Here is a 19,027-nt window from a genome sequence, read left to right on the forward strand (position 1 = left end):
CGCCACCAGCAGACATTGGCCTTCTGCTGAAAAGCCGACACTCCTCACCGTAAACCGGCGGCCGAACCTTCAAAGTCGCTAGGGCAGACCTGTCGCCTCGAAGAGGGCGAGTTGCCTTGGCGTGCGGCAAACGACCCTATCAGCATGCACATCGCAGAGATCGCCGGTGTAGGCGTCACGCACGATGGAGCCGTCTGCGAACATCCCGCCCGCCGGCACGTTCGCAAAGTCCGCATCTGCGGAGTGGGCCACCAATACGCGATCCGCGATTCCCTCTTCTTCGAGCGTCCGGGCGAAGACAAACGGGGCCCGCGAGAGCTCTACGTGCTTGCCTGCGCCGATCGCGGGATGTCGGTTGCGAAAACGCCCTAGTCTGCGCCAGTGCTCCAAGATGGCGGCACCCTCGCCCGTCTCGATGACTGACCAGTCCACCGGCGTCCTGAGTCTAGCGTCGCCGGTCGTTTCGGGCGCGACCAGCGGTCGGCTGAGCTCGTCTCCGTAGTAGATCTGGACGGCGCCGGGGGCGAGCATCAGCTTGATCGCGTTCTCGAACGGATCGGTCCGCTCGGGGTCCAAGGGCTCCATATCGTCGTGCGAGGAGATGTAGTTCAGCATCGATCGGCCCGCGAAGTCACCTTCGAACGCGCGGGCGTACTGGTCGAACAGCTCGGGCATAGTGGCGCGGGCATGGGTGGGAAAGCCCATGTTGATTAGCCCGTCGAAACCGTAGTTGAAGAAGTCGACCCTGCGGTCGCCGTAGTCGTAGGCCGCGCCAACGGACTTTTGAAAGTTGTTCAGACCGAAGTTGAACACCTCTCCGACCATGTAGAAGGGCTGGTCGTCGGCGAGCGCGCCGGGGTTGGCAGCCTTCCATTCGGCGTGGGCGCGCTCGGCCTCGGCTTTCAGCTCAGCCCAAACCTCGGGATCGACGTGCTTGGCCGTGTCTACCCGAAAGCCGTCGACGCCGTACTCGCGCACCCAGTCGGTCAGCCACTTGATGAGGTAGTAGCGCGGCGCGCGGGGGTGTCCGGTACGCGCGAAGAAGGCGTCCAGCTCAGCCAGCTCGCGCTCCAGCCGACCCTCGCGCCGCCAGGTCTCGATCAGAAACGGCGGCAGCTCGACCGTAGCGTCGCTCTCGGTGCGGATGTCCTGAAGCGCCGGCACGATCAAGCACGTCGCCGTGCCGGCATATGAGGCATAGTCGCACGCGGGCTCGGTCCGCACCCAATCTCGCGGCCAGGCCGGGTCGTCTTCGCCAATCGGCGGACCCGCGTGGTTGATGATCACATCGACGATGACGCGGATGTTCTGGGCATGGGCCTTCCGCACCAGTTCGGCGAAGTCGGCCTCGGTGCCGAAGGCTTCGTCGACCGCCGTCCAGTCCCGGGGCCAATAGCCGTGAAAGGCGTAGGACCTCCCGTACTCCTGAAAGGGCTGCCGCACCTGGCGGATGACCGGCGTGGTCCAGATCGCATCGACGCCCAAGTCGCGGAAATAGCCGTCGTCCAGCTTCTGGATGACGCCCCTCAGGTCCCCGCCTTCGAACGATCGTAGCGGGTCCCCGTCTCGCACCCGCCCATAGGCCGTATCGTTGCCTGGGTCGCCGTTGGCGAACCGATCGGTCATCAGAAAGTACACGGTGGCGTTGCGCCAGAAGGGCGTCGTCGTCGCCGCCGACGCTCCGGTCGCCCACCCCGCCGTCGCCAACGCCGCGACCAGGGCGAAAGTCTGAACGATCTTCATCCGGCCCCTCCCCGGAGGACCGTCGCACGGGTTGCAAAACATCGCAACACACCGGCCTATGCTCGACCGCGAGGCTGGATAAGTCCAGCAAACGCTGAATTCGCCTCGGAGTTACCGTGCAGGAATTGATGCAAAAAACTGCAAAAGATGTCAGTCTGGCGAATGGAGAGATGGTGCCCCTCACATCCCTGCGGGGGATCGCGGCACTGGGCGTGGTGGTGTTCCACATCGATGTCTGCCTGTTCTATCGCGATATGGGGACCCTGCTGCCCAAGGTGTCGAGCGGCCTGATCGCCAACGGCTATCTCTGGGTCGACTTCTTCTTCATCCTCAGCGGGTTCGTGATCCATCACGCCTATGCGGAGCGCCTTGGAGCGGGGTTCCGCTGGCGGACGGCGGCGCGCTACTACCGCGCCCGGTTCTTCCGCATCTATCCGCTGCATCTCGTCCTGACCCTGCTGCTTGTCGCAGGCGCCGTCGCGGCGGGCGCGGCTTGGCCGAGCCTTCGGGACGGAAGCTGGGACGCCTTCTTCAAGCCCGCGGCGCTGCCGGCCAACCTCCTGATGCTCCATGCGATGGCGCCGGGCGCCGGCCTGACGTGGAACATCGTGTCCTGGTCGATCGCGGCGGAGTGGTGGGTCTACGCCGTCGCCCCCCTGCTGATCCCGATCATCGCGTCCCGAGGCCTTGTCGCCAGCGCGATTTGCATCGCCGCCGGCGGCCTGGTGCTGATCAGTCTCTATCTCGCCGTCGGCCGCCAGACGCTCGACATCACCTTCGACTACGGCGTGGTCCGATGCCTCGGCGGCTTCCTCATCGGTCTGGGGTTGTATCGTCTCTGGCGGTCCCTCCCCCGGCTGTCACCCGCCGTCGCCGACGGTTTCGCGTTGTCGGCTCTGGCCGGCATCCTCATGGTGATGCACCTGGACGCCAACGACCTGCTGGTCGTGCCGCTCTTCGCGCTGCTGGTGTTCGTCGGCGCGAGCGCGAGGGGACGGCTCAACCGTGCGCTCGCCTCGGCTGTCCCGCACTACCTCGGACGCATCTCCTATTCGATCTACCTCGTCCACGGGCTGGTGTTCATGCTGTTTTGGTTCGGCGCACCCGCCTCGGGGCTCCGCTTCCAAACCCCTCAGGCCGCGTGGACATTCGCGCTCGTGTTCCTGGTCGTCACCCTCGCCGGAGCTGCACTCACCCACCGCTTCATCGAGCGGCCCGCTCAAAGCCTGGGGCATGGGTCAACCAGGAGTGGGCAGACATCCTCGTCGGTCTGACGAGGACTGGAGCGTCTCAAGCCGGGCCGACATGAGACGGTCGGTGTGGCGAGACCCCGCCGTTCGCCTCCGCCGTCTTGAGCTGTTTGAAATCTGCCAGCCGTTTCCCGTCTTCGTCGCGAAAAGTTGCTCCGGTCGGCGCCATGGAGGTGATGCGATCGAGCCGGAAACAGCGGAAGTTATTCGCCAGCTCGCACCAGGCTGCCAGGAGCCAGACCGGGCCGAAGAAGTTGACAGACAGCGGACGTATGGTGCGGGTCGTACGCGCGCCGCTGAGCGCCTCATAGTCGATCACCAGAACGCGCCGGCGCTGGGCGGCGCGCTTGAGCTCGAGCAAATCCACCCTGGGCGATTGGCGCTCCACCCATTTCGGCGCCCATAGGACATCCTGATCGACCCCGGCCTGACCTGCGTCCGACAGAACGGCGCGTATCTTCGCCAGCGCCGAGGCCGCCTGTCCCGCCAGGGCCGCGTCGCTCCAGGTCGCCAGAACCCGGGCACCGAGCGCCAGCGCCTCGGCTTCCTCGGCCGTCAGGTTGAGTGGGGGAAGATGATAGCCGGCCTCCAGCATGTAACCCACGCCAGCCTCACCGCGCACCGGAACGCCGGTCGCGGCCAGGGCGTCGATGTCCCGGTAGATGGTCCGCACGGAGACTTCCAGCGTCTCCGCCAGCGTCTCGGCCGTGTTGATCGGACGCGCCCTCAGCAGTTCGAGCAAGGCGAGCAGGCGATCGGCGCGGCGTGTCATCCTGACATCACGATGTCAGGAGAGGCTGTGTATGGCTAGTGTTGATCAACCGAGGGCGAGGCTGGCAGTGGAGCACGATCCAAGAGCGTTGCAGCGCGTCCTCGAGGCGGCGAGCCCGCCCGATCTTGACCTCATGTTTCGCCCGATGTTCGGCGGGATCATCGGCTATGCCGCCGGAAAAGCCTTCGCGTCTCTCTCGAACCGGGGTCTCGCGCTCAAGATGAGCGGCGCGGATCACGTGGCTCTAAGCGTGGTGCCGGGCGTCGCGCCGCTCCGGTATGAACCGGACGATCCTCCGAGCAAGAGCTACCTTTTGGTGCCGGACGCGATGCTGTCCGACGCCGATGACCTCCGCCCATGGATCGCGCGCAGCGCCGCAGGTCTCAAACCCTCGACCCGGAAGCCCCGCAAGAAAGCCGCAAAGGACTGAGGATGTCTCGCATCAGCTTCGTCGAACTGCCCACCTCCGACCTGTCGTCGACCCGCTCCTTCTACGCCGACGCATTCGGAATGGCCTTCACCGACTTCGGCCCGAGCTATTCGTGCACCCTGACGGGCGATGTGGACCTGGGCCTGCAGGCCGACGCCAGTGAAGCCACCTCCACGCCCTTGGCCGTCATCACGGTCGATGATCTAGAGGCCGCCCTAGACGCGGTCGGCAAGGCGGGCGGGGTCGTGACCAAACCCATCTTCGCCTTTCCTGGGGGCCGCCGCTTTCATTTTCGGGATCCGAGCGGCAACGAGCTCGCCGCCCTTAAGGCGGACTAATGGCGGCTCGCATCCTCTTTGTCCTGGCCGCTTTAGCTTTCACCGGCTGCGGCCTTGCGCGCCCATGAACAATTCCTCGTCATGCCCCTGTAGAGAGCGTTGCTTCCCCGTCGATGACCCCAGATCCCCTGTCACCGATGCATCGCTGTGCGCTGAGAGCGCGCGTTGAAGCTGGACTGACGTTGGTCACGGCTCTCCATGACCTCTCCGTCCTGGTGTCGTCGTGCGACGCCGGACTGATGCTGGCCGATGGCAGGGTCGCGATGTCGTTGGACGAAAACACGCTTCGACACGCCGCGATGGATCCTGCGAGCTTTGAGCTGCAGACGATCACCCTTCTGCGAAGAGGGGCAGACGAGCCGGGAAAGCGCCGTCTTCCGGCTGATACGCCGAAAGCTGATTAGGGAATTCAACTTCAAGCGGAGTGATGGACATGAGAGCGATGATGATGGCGAGGGGATTGGCGGCGTTGGTCGTCGCTGCCACCATGTCGGCGTGCGCGAGCGCAGCTCCGCCGCTGGTGAGAGACCAGCAACGCACAGCGTTTGTATTCGCCACGGTCGGTCAGTCGGAGTGGTGCCCTGCCGGAAACGTGACGGTGGACCTGGAGACGGGGGACTACGCGTTCACAGCGCCGGCGCCACGCACCGTTTGTCAGAACCCACGCCTTGAACGACCTGTGGTGGAAGGACGGTTATCGGCCTCTCAGATCGGCCCGCTCCGACAATCGTTTGACCGAGCGAGCGAGCAGGGCCTCAACGCCTGCCAAAGCGGTCGGCGGCCAAGCGATGTCGTGATCAGCAATGGAGGACTCCATGTGCTGGTCCTCAACAACGGGCGGGCTACAAACGCGGCGCCGTCTGAACTTTCATGTTGGAGCGAGGCCGCTTGGGAATTGCACCGCTTGCTAGACGCGACGTTTCCTTCCGGTCGCTAAGGGTCACTTCGGCGTCGCGAGCTTGGTCTTCACAAAGTCAGTCTGTTCCGCGCCAGAAGCGGTCTTTCGCTGGCTGCCGAAAAGGCGGCATTTGGACGGGGTCCCAAGGTCTGCTTGCAGGCCGGAAACCGATAGCCGTTGTCGACCCATTGCGGACAATGGGAGTCTGCTCGCAGGCCTAGTCGCTGACCGTGAAGCCCGTAATCGGGGTTCCCGGGGGCAGGTCCTCAATCTGCTGATGCAATTGACCGGCGATACTAATCTTCGCCACAGCGAGGGTCTTGGCGAGATTCTTCGCTGCAAACTTCCCCCCAATGGCTGGCGAAACAGCCCAATCAAAGCATTCTCCTGATCCTAGGATCAGCCCGCGCCTTATAGCTGCCTGAACCCACACATCGCCGAGGAGCTCATCTCGATAGTCGTCGTCTTCTATGGCCTGCAAAAAGGCCGTTTGGTCCCGAGCGACGACCCGGACAGTGCCCTCAAGCATATCCAACATCACGATCCCATCCGACGTCTCGAAGAACAGGTCGCCAAATGCACCTACGAAGGCGACGCTTGCCTGTGGCGGTGCAAGCCATTCCCAGGTCGCCAATGCCCTTTCAACATCCGGTGCCGGCATGGCGATGACGAGCGATGGGTAGCGTCGCCTAACAGCCTCGGCTAGCGGAACAGCTTTCTGCAATGCCGTTGGATCCCCGAATAGTCGCTTGAACATGGCATTACACAATGAACCTGACGCGCTCAGCGAAAAATGGTTCGAAGTCTGAAATCCACCCCTGAGAGACCTTCGGTGGGTCCGCTTTGCGCAGACCCACCTAGCGTCAAAGGTCGATCTGTTCGGAGATCTCTAGCGCGTCGTCGACCTCGATGCCGAGGTACCTGACCGTGCTCTCCAGTTTTCCGTGGCCGAGAAGCAGCTGGCAGGCGCGTAGATTGCCCGTCTTCTTGTAGATCAAAGCCACCTTGGTTCGTCTGAGGCTGTGAGTGCCGTAGGCGCTTGGGTTGAGGTCGATGGTGCGGACCCATCGATCGACAAGACGGGCGTATTGCCTCGTGCCAATGTGCTGGCCGGCGCGGCTGCGGCTTGGGAACAGCCAGTCGTTCGACAGTCCTCCTCGTACCTCGAGCCAGTGCGCGAGCGCATCTCGCGCCGGCTCCGTGATCTCAAATGGCACCGGTCGCCCTGTCTTCTGTTGGACGACCGTTGAACGCTGCCGAACCACGCCAGCTTGGGCGACGTCAGCGATCCTCAGTTTGACGAGATCACAGCCCCTGAGCTTCGCGTCCAAGGCCACATTGAACATCGCCAGGTCACGTACCGCTCCGACCGATTTCAAATGCTGCCGGATGGCCCAGATATGCTTCGGCTTCAGCGGTGCTTTAGCACCGGTCATGCGACCAGCGTTCCAGGGTTTACGGGGCGTGCGGAATAGATCGGGCTGGCCCATGGCCACCTCCTACGATCGAGACCCCACGCCAAAGCTACACCCATCGGGGCGACAGTGCGCCGACATCGATCATTCGTTAGCCGCCAACCATCGGACATTGGCGCCAACGCAGTGTTCACCCCTATCTCCGCTAGCTTGTGAGCCACGCAGCCTAGTTGCGTCGCATCTCGGGGCCGCCGACGGATCTACGGTCGCCCTGACGGCCTCCGCCGTTAAGCATCATGAGCTCAAGCCGGATTTCGATCAGCCGCTGTTCGACACAACCGATCATGAAGGCGAAGACCGCGACAGCCAGGCCAGCAGCCATGGTCGCCACCGCGACCCAGGGAGTATCGTCAACCAGCAGCTCTGCGGCGACCACCGTCACGATCAAGATGCCCAGGGTCATGCCGGTCGCGATCGCCCCGCCCTTTTGCAGCATCGATCGCCGAGGGGCGGTCGAGTTGACCCGGCTTCCGGGCCTTCGGCGATCGCGGCCTCGGCGCCGCTCCGGAGGAGTGATCGTTGCTGGTGCGTGAGGGTCGTTATCGGCCATGAGTTGGGCCTCCAGCGCCATGGGTCTATCCTATTGAATGAGGCGGGCGCCGCCCGACCTTGGTCCAACACCGTCAGGCACCGGCACGTCGCTGGCCCCGTAGTTGGCGTTGATGATCAGCGAGGGAGACCCCTTGAGCTGGATGGAACGGGCCACAATCACCGTCCAGGCGCTCTCGCGGGCCACGTCCGCCTTGCCGTCCACAAGCAGAAGCGCCTGGGGCACGTAGATCACGCCCAGAAGGCGGTCGACGTTTTCACTGGTGATGATGAAGTCCTGTGTATTGTCTCTCGTCGCGGCCATCACCAAGCCCGCGTAAGGACCCGTTTTCCTTCCATCCAGGTTCACGAGCGCCCTATCCTGGAAGTCGAACTTTGATGCTTTATCGAAGAAGAGAACGACATCGACACCCGTTAATCGGGCGTCTTCTTTGACCTGAAGGTGCCCATCTCGGAACCAATGTTCGCCGGGCGCCAAAGTCAGTTCGGCGCTGCCGGAAATTTGAATTCCGCCGCAATGTACGCCAGCCGGGAGGCGTATGACGCCCGATGACGCAGAAAGACTTTGGGACGATCCAGAACAGCTCCTGCGCTCGTCCAGCGCGAGGTCGGCGAAGGGGTCGGGAATATCCGCCGCCCCGGTCCCGGGTGAAGGGCTGATCTGTCCTCGCGCGGAGGTCACCGCCTGCACCATCGCAGCTTCGATGCGCCCCCCCTCCACAAGAACGTCCCGATTGGAATGAACCATGCAGGCTGGCGCACGCAGCCGACTGCTATCTTTGACGTTGATAACCTTGTCTGCCTGCTTCGATGTGGCAAGCACGCAAAGCGGTGTCATGCCGACCGATACGGCGCGCGATACGGCCCCGAACTTCCAGCCGCCGGGCGGCAGCAGGTTGACGAAGAAGGACGGGGCGACGACGTCCATGCTGACCTGCATGACTCTTTGAGAACCCTGTTGGACGATCTGCACGACCGGAGTGACCGAGGGCTTTTTCGTCCACTCCTCCAAGTGAGCGTCGATCATTGCCTCGACCCGGGAGATCGCGACATCGTCGCTGATGGCCAAAGCAAGGTGAGACGCACCCGCAAGGGCGGCGGCATCGGCGATATCCTGAACGCGCTCACGGTCGGACACCACGCGCTGCAAGTCCACCGCCCCGGCGACAAGGACGGTCAGGGTGGGCAAGGCCAGCGCGGTGATAAGGGCGACGTGGCCGCGCTCGTCGGTCCAGCACCGTCGCACGAAATCCAGGACCTGCATGATTAGGCAGCCGTCTTGGTTGCCGACGCCCGACCTAGCCGCAGCGAAGCCTCAGCGCGCGCGGCCCGGAGGGTGAACTTGATCTGGTAGCCGAGCAGGCGCCAGTTCAAAGGTTTGGTCACGAAGCCCGTCGCGCCTGCATCAAACGCGCGATCGATCGCGCTCACGTCTTCCCGGCCAGTTTCGACGATGACAGGCAGATGGGCGAAACTATGGTCGGATCGGATGCAGCCAAGCAGCTCAAAACCATCCATCCGAGGCATGAGCAGATCGGTCAGAACCAGGTCATAGGTCTGACGGTGCAGGGCTTCGAGCGCGTTCACGCCGTCAGCCGCAACGTCGACCTCAACCGTGGAAGTAGACAGATTAACTTGCGCAAACTCGCGCAGGATTGGGTCGTCGTCCACGAACAGCAGGCGCGCATGCTCCGTGAGGACATAGAAGAAAGTCGACATACTCTTCCTCCGGAGGCCAGCCCGCCTCCTCAGTCCCCCGACTGACGTCTTTGCTTAAGTCGCTGGTCATTAACGCGAGGTATAAGGAATATCATATCAACGTTACGGCTAAGCTTGTGTACTATACTCGACACAACGGGACGGGGCTGGCTCGAAAACTGGCGGTCGCCCTGATAATCGCGTTGTCGATTTCGACAGTGGTGACCTCCGGGCTTACGGCTTGGCTCGACCTTCGCCGGCAAGCGCGGCTGCAAACCGAAGGGCTTTCACAGACAACGAAGGTTGTGGCTTCTCTGGCGGCGGACGCTGTGGCCCGACAAGACCGAGCAGAGGCCTTCGTCGCCATCAGGTCGATCGGTCAGATGACGGACGTGCATTACGCCCGCGTTGAATCGATTCACGGCCTGCTCGCGGAGACCGGCAGCGGAACGCGGCTGCTCTCTGATGCGCAAGTGATCGGGGATGTCGGCCAGCCGTCTCTATGGCGCGTGCTGCGAAGCGGCTCGATTCAGGCTTCGGCGCCGGTAATCCACGAAGGTCGTCGGGTCGGGTCGGTCACGCTCTACAGCCGCGCGCCTGACCTGGGGGGGCGCGTGCTCTCCACGGTTTGGATCGCTCTGCTCGGCGCGCTTGCAGCCGGGGCCGTCGGTCTGGTTCTCGCCTTGCGCCTGGCAGGCCGGACGATCCGTCCCGTGCTGGCGCTCGCGGGCGTCGTCCGCGAAGTCCACGAGACGGGAAACTTCCATCGGACTGTCGACGTGCGGGCTGACGGAGAGGTGGCGGAACTCATCACGGGGTTCGATACGCTGTTGACCTCCATCCGCCAGCGGGACGCCGTCATCGCGCAGCAGGTGGAGGGTCTTGAATCCGAGGTCGCGGCGCGCACGGAGGATCTGGTCATCGCGCGCGACGCAGCCGAGCAGGCCAATGCGGCGAAGTCGGACTTTCTGGCTGTCATGAGTCACGAGATCCGAACACCGCTGAACGGCATCCTGGCGCTCAGCGAGATGCTCGCCCATTCGGACCTTCCGCAGCGACAGCAGCGCTACGCTGGAGTGATCGCAAAGTCCGGACAGTCGCTTCTCAGCATCATCAACGACATCCTCGACTTCTCTAAAGTCGAGGCCGGCAAGATGGACCTGGAGGCCGTCGAGGTGGACCTTCTGGAGGTCGCTGAGGACGTCGCCAGCCTGTTCGCCGCGAAGGCGCGCGAGAAGCGTCTGGACCTCGCCGTTTATGTCGATCCGACCCTTTGGAAGGTGCTGGGCGATCCGGTCCGCCTGCGTCAGATCATCGGCAATCTCGTGAACAACGCCATCAAGTTCACCGAGATCGGCGGGGTGAGCATCGAAGTGGAAGCGCATCGGGGCGACGTGCGAATAGCCGTCCGCGACACCGGCCCCGGCATTCCGGCCGACCGATTGCCCGCGCTGTTCGACGCTTTCACTCAGGCGGACCAGACCACCACGCGCAAGCATGGGGGCACCGGGCTGGGCCTGGCCATCTGCGACCGGTTGGTGCGGTCCATGGGCGGACGGTGGGAGCTGGAGAGTACAGTCGGTGCCGGATCGACCTTCGCCTTTCGGGCTCCGCTTCAGCCGGTCGGAGACGCCGTCGGCCTGCCGGCCGGACCTGCGTCGCTCTGCATCCGTGATCTGGTGGGCCAGACCGGCGAAGCGCTGCGCCGGTACGTTGAGGCGACGGGGACGGTGGTCGACGACGCGGCGACGGCGGGCTTTACGCGGCCGAACTCAGCCCAGCCTGCCCTCTCAGTGATCGTCTGTGGCGATGAGGACGAAGCTGCGGACATGCGTCGCTCGACGAGCGACCTTTGTGTCCTAGTCAAGCCGCTGCGCCGAGCGGAGGTCTTCTTGGTCCTCGAACAGATGGGCCGTGGCGAAGCGCCCCGTCTCGAGGACACGACAGCGGTCGATGCGTCGTTGCAGACCTTCCCCGGAGCGCGAGTTCTGGTGGTGGACGACTCGGAGGTCAATCGTGAGGTTGCGACGGAGGCGCTATCACGGCTGGGCGTCGCCGTGGACACAGCCGAGGACGGCTTCAGGGCTATCGAACGCCTGCGGGCCAAGACCTACGACATGGTTCTCATGGACGGATCCATGCCGGAGCTCGACGGCTTTGAGGCGACACGACGCGTTCGGACCGAGGAACGCGAGACCGGACGCGCTCGAACTCCGATTGTCGCCCTGACGGCGCACGTGGTCGGGGCTGGAGCCCAGGCCTGGCGCGATTGCGACATGGACGGGGTGATCCACAAACCGTTCACATTGCGGGATCTGACGCGCGAGTTAGCGAGGCACTGCAGCACGTTCGGCACGAGCGCCCCGACACCTGTGTCCGGGTCATCCGTCGCCACGCTTGACGCCGGTCTGCTAGATCCGGTTGTCCGAGGCGAACTGACGGCGATGATGGCCTCGGGCCGGACGGAGTTCGTTCAGCGCATTCACCACCTGTATGCGGAAAATGCGCCGGCCCGGCTCGCCGAAGTCGAGACGGCCAGCCGCGAGCGGGACCTCTCAGCGGCCGCTCGCGCAGCCCACGCCCTGCGGTCCATGAGCCTCAGCCTAGGCGCTTCCGCAGTGGCAGTGGCCGCCCAGGCGGTCGAGCTGGCGGCCCAAGGCGGAGATTTGGCGCCGTCGCTGGTCGAAAAACTGGCGGTTCTGGTGCCGAAGACGCTGCAGCTGTTCGATCAAGAGATCGCGCCTGCGACGCCGCCGAGAACGATTGCAGAAGAGTTGGAACAGGCGATCGGCGATGGGGAGCTGACTCTGGCTTATCAGAGACTTGTCGATCGGACGGGCCTCTCGACTGGGAAGGCAGAAGCGCTCGTCCGCTGGACCGGAGCTGACGGCGGTCGATCTCCCGCGGAGTTCATTCCGCGGCTTGAGGCGGAAGGAGGGATCGAGCGGCTCACCGATTGGGTTCTGACCAAGGCGCTCCAAGACACCGCCGAGATGGACCTCCGTGTGGCGGTCAACGTATCGGCGTCGGAATTCCAGCGTGCGGGCTTTGCTGATCGTGTGGAACGGGCCCTGAAGGCCACAGCCGTTCGACCGGATCAACTGGAGATCGAAGTCACCGAGACCGCTCTCTTGGACGTCGCGGCGGCCTCGCGCACGCTTTCGGAACTGCAGGGGCGGGGCGTCTCAGTCGCGCTCGATGACTTCGGCTCCGGGTTCACCAGTCTCCACGCCTTGCGCGAGCTCCCGTTCAATACCCTGAAGATCGACCAGAGCTTCATCGAGCGCTGCTGCTCCGACACCGCCTCTGCGGCCATTCTCCACGCCGTCATCGGCGTTGGCCGGGCGCTCGGAATGACCGTCGTCTGCGAAGGCGTGGAAACAGCCGCTCAGGCGGAGTTCCTGCGCGTCGCCGGCGCACATCTCATGCAGGGTTATCACTTTCACCGGCCGGTTCCCCTCGCCGACCTCCAAGCCTCACTTGCAAAGGCCGCGTAGCGTTTATGGCAGTCATTCTCATCGCCGACGACGATCCGATCGTCCGGGCGACGCTTTCCGAATACCTGGGCCAGGCCGGACATGCCGTGATCGAGGCCGCCGACGGAGACCAGGCGCTGTCCAAGCTGGATCAGACCGTGGATCTGTTGATCCTCGATATGCTCATGCCCAACAAGGATGGCTTGGAAACCATCCTGCAGCTGCGACGCTCCGGCAACACGATTCCGATCCTCGCCGTCTCCAGCGGCGGCAAGATGGACCGCTCTACATTGTTGAGACCCGCCGAGGTATTCGGCGCTAACGCCAGCATGCCCAAGCCCATTCTTCGCGCAGCGCTCCTCACGAAGGTGACGGAGCTGCTGTCGGAGGGCACACCCCCATGAGCACCCTGCACCTCGGCGTGAGATTTTGTGCTTCGTTGCCCAAGAGCGGACGTCGTCGACGGCCGCTCAGAGCCAGGAGCGGACATTCTGGAAGAGAGGCCGTCGGCCTCGAGTCGCATCCGGGTCCGGCCTCGATGGCCGGTCGACGGTCCGAACCAGGCTGGCATCACTCTCTCATTGCCCGGCGAGAGATCAGACGGTTCAGGCGTGAGAACAGCGAGTCCTACTCAGCCGGCTAACGACGAGCCCGAGGACACTATGTGCGGTCGACTCGGCCCTGTGGTGCCCGTGCGCGTTCCGGATTGTTCCCGTCGGGCGCTAGAGCGGCTCGATCCAGGTCATCCAGATCACGATCGCGACCATAAGGCAGGCATCGCTTAGCAGCAGCATGATGGCCAGGGCCTTGCGATCCTGACGCCGTTCTGTCTCGTCGCGCGGCGGCGTCGAGGTCCAGAAGCGCAGGAGGATGGTCCAGAGCGTCTTCAAGACTGGCTCCAAGCCCAAACGCCAAGGAGGATCGCCTGAGCCGCCACCGCCGCGAACGCCAGGGCTATCAGCACGCATTCGACACGGTCGCCCGTTCTCATGGCCCCACCTCCCTCTATGGCCCGCCGACAGATTGCCCCGACTGTTCCTGAAGCACCATACCGCCCTGGAGCGATGTACCTTGAGCGCTGCCGGGCGGGTCCGTCACGAGCGACAGAGGCGACGTTGGCGGTCGTAGCGGTCCCAAAGGGCAACCACGCCTTGGCGGACCAGGGCGCAGTTCACCTCTACACCGGTGGCCGTCCAGCAGATTGCGGTGACCCGGTCGAAGCTGGAGCCCGTTCGCTCGCACTGTAAGGTCGCGCCTGTCGCCAGCCTTTGTAGCGCCAAAGCGGCCTGTTCGGCGCTGGCTGCCGGGCATGGATGCCCCAGCGAACACCCGCCGTCGCGTTCGCGCGCCGCTATGGCGTGCAGCCGGACCCTGGTCCCATCCCGGCACCGCAGGCTGTCGCCGTCTGTCACCGCGGCGACGGGACAAAGAAAAACCTCGGTCGGGCTCCCACCGGACCTGGCAGAAGGCTCGGTAGGACGTGAGCCGGTCTCCCTCGCCGCTGGTTCGATGGCCTCAAGAGTCGGGCCAGGGCGATCGGTCAAAACCGGCCACGCCAGCGTGGTGGCAAAGGCGACGGCGAAAACGGCCGCAACGAGGACGCCGAAGGTCCCGGCGGAGCGGGAGCGCATCTTGGACCAAGGACCCGGGCGCACAGGCGACATGGCGCCAGTGTAACGCCAAAGTTGCATTCAATCCATGACCGACCCCGGCCGCGTCGACGGCTTGCGTGGGGCCCGTGCCCCGGAGTAAGGCGCAGTGCACTCACGACGCGAGGCGGGGTTATGTCCGGCAGACGCGAAGATCTGGTCTCTGAAACGATCCCCGTAATCGAGCCGGGGTCGGGCCGTCCGCCGACAGCTGAGGCAATCCTGGCCTCACAGGATGGGACGGGCCGTACGCGTCGCCCTCAAAGGATCCCCGGCCAGAATAAGAGGCTCGCCCAGAAGGCCCGGACCCGCCAGGTCGTCGAGGCTGCGGCCATGGCGCTGTTCAGCCAGGAGCCCTACGAACAGGTGACCGTGCGCCGGGTTGCGGCGGCCGCAGGCGTAACGAGTGGGGCCCTGTTTCACCAGTTCGCGACCAAGGCCGATCTCTGGCGCGCGGTCATGGGGACGGTGCCGCCCCTCGATCATCCCGCACGACGATCCGTCGGCGAGATCGAGGCGGCGCTTCGAGCTTTGGTGGCGGCCTGCCGCGACGGCGATCCCAACGCCCTGGCTCGCGCGCTAGCCAAGGCAGAGGCTATTCTGGCCAAGCTGCCGTCGGACAATGCAGTGGCGGCTCATCGACGCCGGTCGGCAAGACACGACGGTTGATAGACCGGAGCCGTTCGGCCCCAGGTCGTGCCAGGTCCCGCGCCGCATTCGCAGTCCGCTCCGGCGAACACGCGGAACCGCACTGGCGCGGACTGGGCACGAGGCCGACGATCTGATGTGCTGATCTGGCACTTGTTGCCGGGAATCGCCCCAGGATGCGCCGCGAGCCGGAGACAAAGGAATGAAGACGCTGGCGATCATCGGCCAGGGCGGCCACGCCCGGGTCCTTGCCGATGCGGCGGAAGGGGCGGGATGGGCGGCCATCGTCCTGATCGGCGACACCCCGGAAGACCCCGCACCCTGGCCATGTGCCGGCTCGCTCAATGAACTTTTGCACGGCGTTGTGGAGGCCGATGCCTGCCTCGTCGGGATCGGCGACAATTCCACCCGGCTCGGGATCCATCGCTGTCTGGCCCGCGAGGCCTGGTCGACGCCTCGGCTCCTGCACCCCCGGGCCGGCACCAGCCCCCGCGCCCGCCTCGGTGCCGGCTCAGTCGTTCTGGCGGGTGCTTGGGCCGGTGTCGGCACCACGATCGGAGAGGCGGTGATCCTCAATACGGGCGCGACCGTGGATCACGACTGCGTGCTGGGCGACGGCGTTCATGTTTCGCCGGGCGCCCATCTCGCCGGGGGCGTCCGGGTCGGCGAGTGCAGCTGGATCGGCATCGGTGCGGTCGTCCGCCAGGGCATCACCATCGGCCGCGACGCGGTCGTCGGTGCCGGGGCCGTGGTCGTCGCCGACGTGCCCGACGGCATCACCGTCGTCGGAAACCCCGCTCGTCCGCTGGAGCGCTGAGCCGTGCTGAACACTCCCTTCGCCCCCTGGCCGAGCTATAGCCCCGAGGAGGTCAAGGCCGTCTCCGAGGTGCTGGCGTCGAACCGGGTCAACTACTGGACCGGCGACCTCTGCCGCACCTTTGAGCGGCGCTTCGCGGAGTGGGCCGGAACGACCCACGCCATCGCGCTCATGAACGGCACCGTGGCGCTCGACGCCGCCTTGTTCGCGCTCGGCGTCGGCCCGGGAGACGAGGTGATCGTCACTCCGCGCACCTTCATGGCCTCGGCGTCCTGCGTGGCCATGGCCGGGGCGACGCCGGTCTTCGCCGACGTGGATCCGGACACGCAAGGGCTGTCGGCTGAGACCATAGCCGCGGTCCTGACGCACCGGACCAAGGCGGTCATCCCGGTCCACCTGGGCGGCGCGCCCTGCGACATGGACCCGATCATGGCGCTGGCCGACCGGCACGGTCTCAAGGTCATCGAAGACTGCGCCCAGGCGCACGGTGCCCGCTACAAGGGTCGAAGCGTCGGCTCGATCGGCCACGTCGGGGCGTGGTCCTTCTGTCAGGACAAGATCATGACGACGGGGGGCGAAGGTGGAATGGTCACCACCTCGGACCCGGCCCTGTGGTCGGCCATGTGGTCCTGGAAGGATCACGGCAAGAGCTGGGAGGGGGTCTATGAGCGCGCTCATCTGCCGTGGCCCGGGCTGGTGCACGACACCTTCGGACTGAACGGTCGCATGATCGAGATGCAAGCTGCCGTCGGGCTGATCCAGCTGGAGCGCATGGCCGACTGGACCGCGCGGCGGACGACCCTGGCCGCTCGTCTGACGGAGGCCTTCGCAGACCACGACCTGTTCCGCCTGCCCAGTATCCCGAACGACCTGGTCCACGCCTGGTACCGCTTCTACGCCTTCGTGCGGCCGGAGCGGCTGGCCCCCGGCTGGACGCGCGAGCGGATCATCGAGGCGATCGTTGCGCGCGGGGTGCCGTGCTTCCACGGCTCGGCCCCAGAGATCTATCTGGAGCGGGCCTTTGACGGCACGGCGTCGCGTCCCGCCGAGCGCCTGCCTGTGGCCAAGGCTCTGGGCGAGACATCGATCGCCCTTCTTGTCCATCCGACCATCACGGACGATCAGATTGATCGGGCGGTCGAGGCCATCGACGCGGTGGCGCGCGAGGCCTCGGCCTAGGGTCATGACCCATTGATGTGAGGTGCAGGATCTATTTCAGGCCCCTGAAGAGTCTGGATCATGGGTGGCTTGTTTTGGCTGACAGCCGAGCAGATGGCTCGGCTGGAACCCTATTTCCCGAATAGCCACGGCAGGCCCACGGTCGATGATCGCCGCGTCTTGAGCGGGATCATCTTCGTCAATCGTAATGGCCTGCGTTGGCGGGACGCGCCGGCGGCCTGAGGTCCCCCCAAGACGCTCTACAATCGCTGGAAGCGGTGGAGCGACGCGGGCGTCTTCTTTCGAATGATGGAGGGCCTGGCAGGTGGCAACGCCGAACAGCGCACCGTGATGATCGACGCGACCTAGCTGAAGGTACACCGCACGGCTTCGAGCCTGCGGGCAATAAAGGGGGTCTCCGGCGGCTGATCGGACGTACCAAAGGCGGCATGAACACAAAGCTGCACGCCGTAACCGACGCCAACGGACGGCCGATCAGCCTGTTCATGACGGTAGGCCAGGTCAGCGACTATATCAGTGCCGCCGCCCTGCTGGACAGCCTGCCCAAGGCACAATGGTTGCGGGGCGACCGGGGCTATGATGCGGACTGGTTCAGGGAGGCCCTGCGGGCCAAGGGCATCACACCCCGCATCACTGGCCGCAAATCCAGAACCGGTCCCGTCCGCTACGACGAGCGCCGCTACAAACGCCATAACCGGATAGAGATCATGTTCGGGCGGTTCAAAGACTGGCGACGCGTGGCAACACGGTACGACCGATGACCGACCGTCTTCCTCTCCGCCGCAACCCTCGCCGCTACCGTGCTCTTCTGGCTATGAGTCCTGACCCTAACGCTGGACGAAGAGCACCCGGCGCGATGCCCTTGATCCAAGGCGGCGGTCAAGCCCTATAGAATTAGCAGCGCGCGAAAATCGTTGACGTTGGTGCGGGTTGGCCCGGTGACGATCTGATCGCCCAAGGCCTCGAACAGCGTCAGGGCGTCGTTGTTCTGAAGTGTCCGCGCGAGGTCGAGCCCCAGCCGTCGCGCTCGTTCGAAACTGTCGGGTCGCAAAATGGCCCCCGCTGCGGGACCGGATCCGTCGATGCCGTCGGTATCGGCGGCTATGCCCCACAGTCCAGAACCGCCCCCCGCACACTCCATCGCGGCGGCGAGGAACTCGGTGTTGCGGCCCCCGCGCCCCGAGCCGCGCACGGTGACGGTCGTTTCGCCGCCGGAAAGGACAAGGGCTGGTCGATGGTCGCCAGGGAGCTCGAAGGCCATCCTGGCGTGGTCACGGCCGACATCGCGCGCCTCGCCCTCGACCGACGCTCCAAGGTCGATGACGTTCAGGCCCGCTTCCTCCGCCATGGCTCTGGCGACGCCGAGGGCCTGCGACGCCGTGACCACCACATGGACCGGCCCTTCCGGGGTGGCGTCCCTCACCACGCGGGATCCCTCAGGCAACAGGTCCAGGATCCCTGGAGACAGCAGCACATCCGGAGGCGCCAATGTCGGGCCGCTGCCGACCCGGCGCGGGTCGTCGCCGGGAACATCGGACACGACGACCGTGACGACTCGGGCCGGGGTCGCCGCGCGGGCAAGCCCCCCGCCCTTGAGGCGCGACAGGCGCACCCTGGCGGCGTTCATCTGGTCGATGGGAACCCCGACCTTCAACAGGCTCCGGTTCAATGCGATCTCGTCGTCGAGCGTGAGGCCAGACACTGGCGCGGCGAGCAGCGCCGACGCCCCGCCCGAGACCAGGGCGACCAGCAGGTCATTGGCCGCCAGAGCGTCCGCCATCGCCAGCATGCGCTCTCCAGCGGCCAGAGACGAGGCGTCCGGCACGGGATGGGCGGCGATGAGGGACTGGAAAGTCGAAAGCGGCAGATCGTGACCCGGCGGCGTGACGACGAGACCATCCATCTGACCCGGTTTCAGCCACCAGGGAGGCGCGTCTTCGATCGCGGACGCCATGCTGGCCGCCGCCTTGCCCGCCGCCAACACGCGAATCCGCCCCTCGGTTCTGGGGATCAAGCCGGGGATCATGGAAAAATCGGAGGCGGCGGCGATGGCCGCTGAAAACAACGACCGCAGGAAACCTTCAGGATCGTCCAACCGCCGCCTC

General features: G+C 65.0%; 17 protein-coding genes and 1 pseudogene. 9 read left to right on the top strand and 9 right to left on the bottom strand.

Annotated features, from left to right (window positions below; all coding sequences use genetic code 11):
• Positions 1 to 78 precede the first annotated feature (78 nt).
• Positions 79 to 1,743 (bottom strand): alpha-amylase family glycosyl hydrolase, encoded by a 1,665-nt coding sequence (locus tag Q333_RS0109925; RefSeq protein WP_029416656.1) that lies wholly within the window; start codon positions 1,741 to 1,743, stop codon positions 79 to 81.
• A gap of 173 nt (positions 1,744 to 1,916) precedes the next feature.
• Between Q333_RS0109925 and Q333_RS0109930 the strand changes: the two genes are divergently transcribed.
• Positions 1,917 to 3,017 (top strand): acyltransferase family protein, encoded by a 1,101-nt coding sequence (locus Q333_RS0109930; RefSeq protein ID WP_162175584.1) that lies wholly within the window; start codon positions 1,917 to 1,919, stop codon positions 3,015 to 3,017.
• Between the two features lie 16 nt (positions 3,018 to 3,033).
• Here the strand turns inward: Q333_RS0109930 and Q333_RS0109935 are convergent, their stop codons facing one another.
• On the bottom strand, positions 3,034 to 3,765 hold the full coding sequence (locus Q333_RS0109935) for a helix-turn-helix transcriptional regulator (RefSeq protein ID WP_029416658.1): 732 nt from the start codon (positions 3,763 to 3,765) through the stop codon (positions 3,034 to 3,036).
• An 88-nt stretch (positions 3,766 to 3,853) separates the two neighbouring features.
• Between Q333_RS0109935 and Q333_RS17725 the strand changes: the two genes are divergently transcribed.
• Both Q333_RS17725 and Q333_RS0109945 read left to right on the top strand, forming a co-directional pair.
• Positions 3,854 to 4,195 (top strand): TfoX/Sxy family protein, encoded by a 342-nt coding sequence (locus Q333_RS17725; RefSeq protein WP_051651240.1) that lies wholly within the window; start codon positions 3,854 to 3,856, stop codon positions 4,193 to 4,195.
• A gap of 2 nt (positions 4,196 to 4,197) precedes the next feature.
• Positions 4,198 to 4,533 carry a VOC family protein gene (locus Q333_RS0109945; protein WP_029416660.1) on the top strand — a complete coding sequence of 112 codons (336 nt, stop codon included), beginning with the start codon at positions 4,198 to 4,200 and terminating at the stop codon, positions 4,531 to 4,533.
• A gap of 1,115 nt (positions 4,534 to 5,648) precedes the next feature.
• On the opposite strand, the gene Q333_RS0109955 is transcribed toward Q333_RS0109945, so the two are convergent.
• The 5 genes from Q333_RS0109955 to Q333_RS0109975 form a co-directional block, all read right to left on the bottom strand.
• Entirely contained in the window at positions 5,649 to 6,188 is a 540-nt protein-coding gene (locus tag Q333_RS0109955; RefSeq protein ID WP_157072430.1) for a T6SS immunity protein Tdi1 domain-containing protein, read from the bottom strand.
• Between the two features lie 106 nt (positions 6,189 to 6,294).
• Positions 6,295 to 6,921: a tyrosine-type recombinase/integrase gene (locus tag Q333_RS0109960; protein ID WP_029416663.1), complete on the bottom strand. Its 627-nt coding sequence runs from the start codon at positions 6,919 to 6,921 to the stop codon at positions 6,295 to 6,297.
• Between the two features lie 151 nt (positions 6,922 to 7,072).
• A complete protein-coding gene (locus Q333_RS0109965) occupies positions 7,073 to 7,477 on the bottom strand; it encodes a hypothetical protein (protein ID WP_157072431.1) in 405 nt (134 codons plus the stop codon).
• 9 nt (positions 7,478 to 7,486) lie between these two features.
• Positions 7,487 to 8,719, bottom strand: coding sequence for a TadE/TadG family type IV pilus assembly protein (locus Q333_RS0109970; RefSeq protein ID WP_029416665.1), 1,233 nt, complete (start codon positions 8,717 to 8,719; stop codon positions 7,487 to 7,489).
• 2 nt (positions 8,720 to 8,721) lie between these two features.
• On the bottom strand, positions 8,722 to 9,174 hold the full coding sequence (locus Q333_RS0109975; protein WP_051651241.1) for a response regulator: 453 nt from the start codon (positions 9,172 to 9,174) through the stop codon (positions 8,722 to 8,724).
• 50 nt (positions 9,175 to 9,224) lie between these two features.
• Here Q333_RS0109975 and Q333_RS16525 point away from each other — a divergent pair, with 50 nt between their 5' ends.
• Complete coding sequence (locus Q333_RS16525) at positions 9,225 to 12,650, top strand: EAL domain-containing protein (protein ID WP_157072432.1); 3,426 nt, start codon at positions 9,225 to 9,227, stop codon at positions 12,648 to 12,650.
• Between the two features lie 5 nt (positions 12,651 to 12,655).
• Positions 12,656 to 13,033, top strand: a complete 378-nt coding sequence (locus Q333_RS0109985) for a response regulator transcription factor (protein WP_029416668.1) — start codon at positions 12,656 to 12,658, stop codon at positions 13,031 to 13,033.
• Between the two features lie 318 nt (positions 13,034 to 13,351).
• Here the strand turns inward: Q333_RS0109985 and Q333_RS17630 are convergent, their stop codons facing one another.
• A complete protein-coding gene (locus tag Q333_RS17630; RefSeq protein WP_157072433.1) occupies positions 13,352 to 13,519 on the bottom strand; it encodes a hypothetical protein in 168 nt (55 codons plus the stop codon).
• A 1,092-nt stretch (positions 13,520 to 14,611) separates the two neighbouring features.
• On the opposite strand from Q333_RS17630, the gene Q333_RS17730 reads away from it, so the two are divergent.
• The 4 genes and pseudogenes from Q333_RS17730 (at position 14,612) to Q333_RS17355 (ending at position 17,683) form a co-directional block, all read left to right on the top strand.
• Positions 14,612 to 14,947 carry a helix-turn-helix domain-containing protein gene (locus tag Q333_RS17730; RefSeq protein ID WP_029416670.1) on the top strand — a complete coding sequence of 112 codons (336 nt, stop codon included), beginning with the start codon at positions 14,612 to 14,614 and terminating at the stop codon, positions 14,945 to 14,947.
• A 181-nt stretch (positions 14,948 to 15,128) separates the two neighbouring features.
• Positions 15,129 to 15,743 carry a NeuD/PglB/VioB family sugar acetyltransferase gene (locus Q333_RS0110000; protein WP_029416672.1) on the top strand — a complete coding sequence of 205 codons (615 nt, stop codon included), beginning with the start codon at positions 15,129 to 15,131 and terminating at the stop codon, positions 15,741 to 15,743.
• 3 nt (positions 15,744 to 15,746) lie between these two features.
• A complete protein-coding gene (locus Q333_RS0110005) occupies positions 15,747 to 16,922 on the top strand; it encodes a DegT/DnrJ/EryC1/StrS family aminotransferase (protein ID WP_029416674.1) in 1,176 nt (391 codons plus the stop codon).
• A gap of 60 nt (positions 16,923 to 16,982) precedes the next feature.
• Positions 16,983 to 17,683: pseudogene (locus Q333_RS17355) on the top strand (IS5 family transposase).
• Between the two features lie 125 nt (positions 17,684 to 17,808).
• Here Q333_RS17355 and Q333_RS0110020 read toward each other — a convergent pair.
• The gene (locus Q333_RS0110020; RefSeq protein ID WP_029416676.1) at positions 17,809 to 19,017 is read right to left on the bottom strand and encodes a glycerate kinase type-2 family protein; all 1,209 of its coding nucleotides are present in this window, start codon (positions 19,015 to 19,017) and stop codon (positions 17,809 to 17,811) included.
• Positions 19,018 to 19,027 lie beyond the last annotated feature (10 nt).

The sequence above is a fragment of the Brevundimonas bacteroides DSM 4726 genome (assembly GCF_000701445.1).
GTDB lineage: Bacteria > Pseudomonadota > Alphaproteobacteria > Caulobacterales > Caulobacteraceae > Brevundimonas > Brevundimonas bacteroides.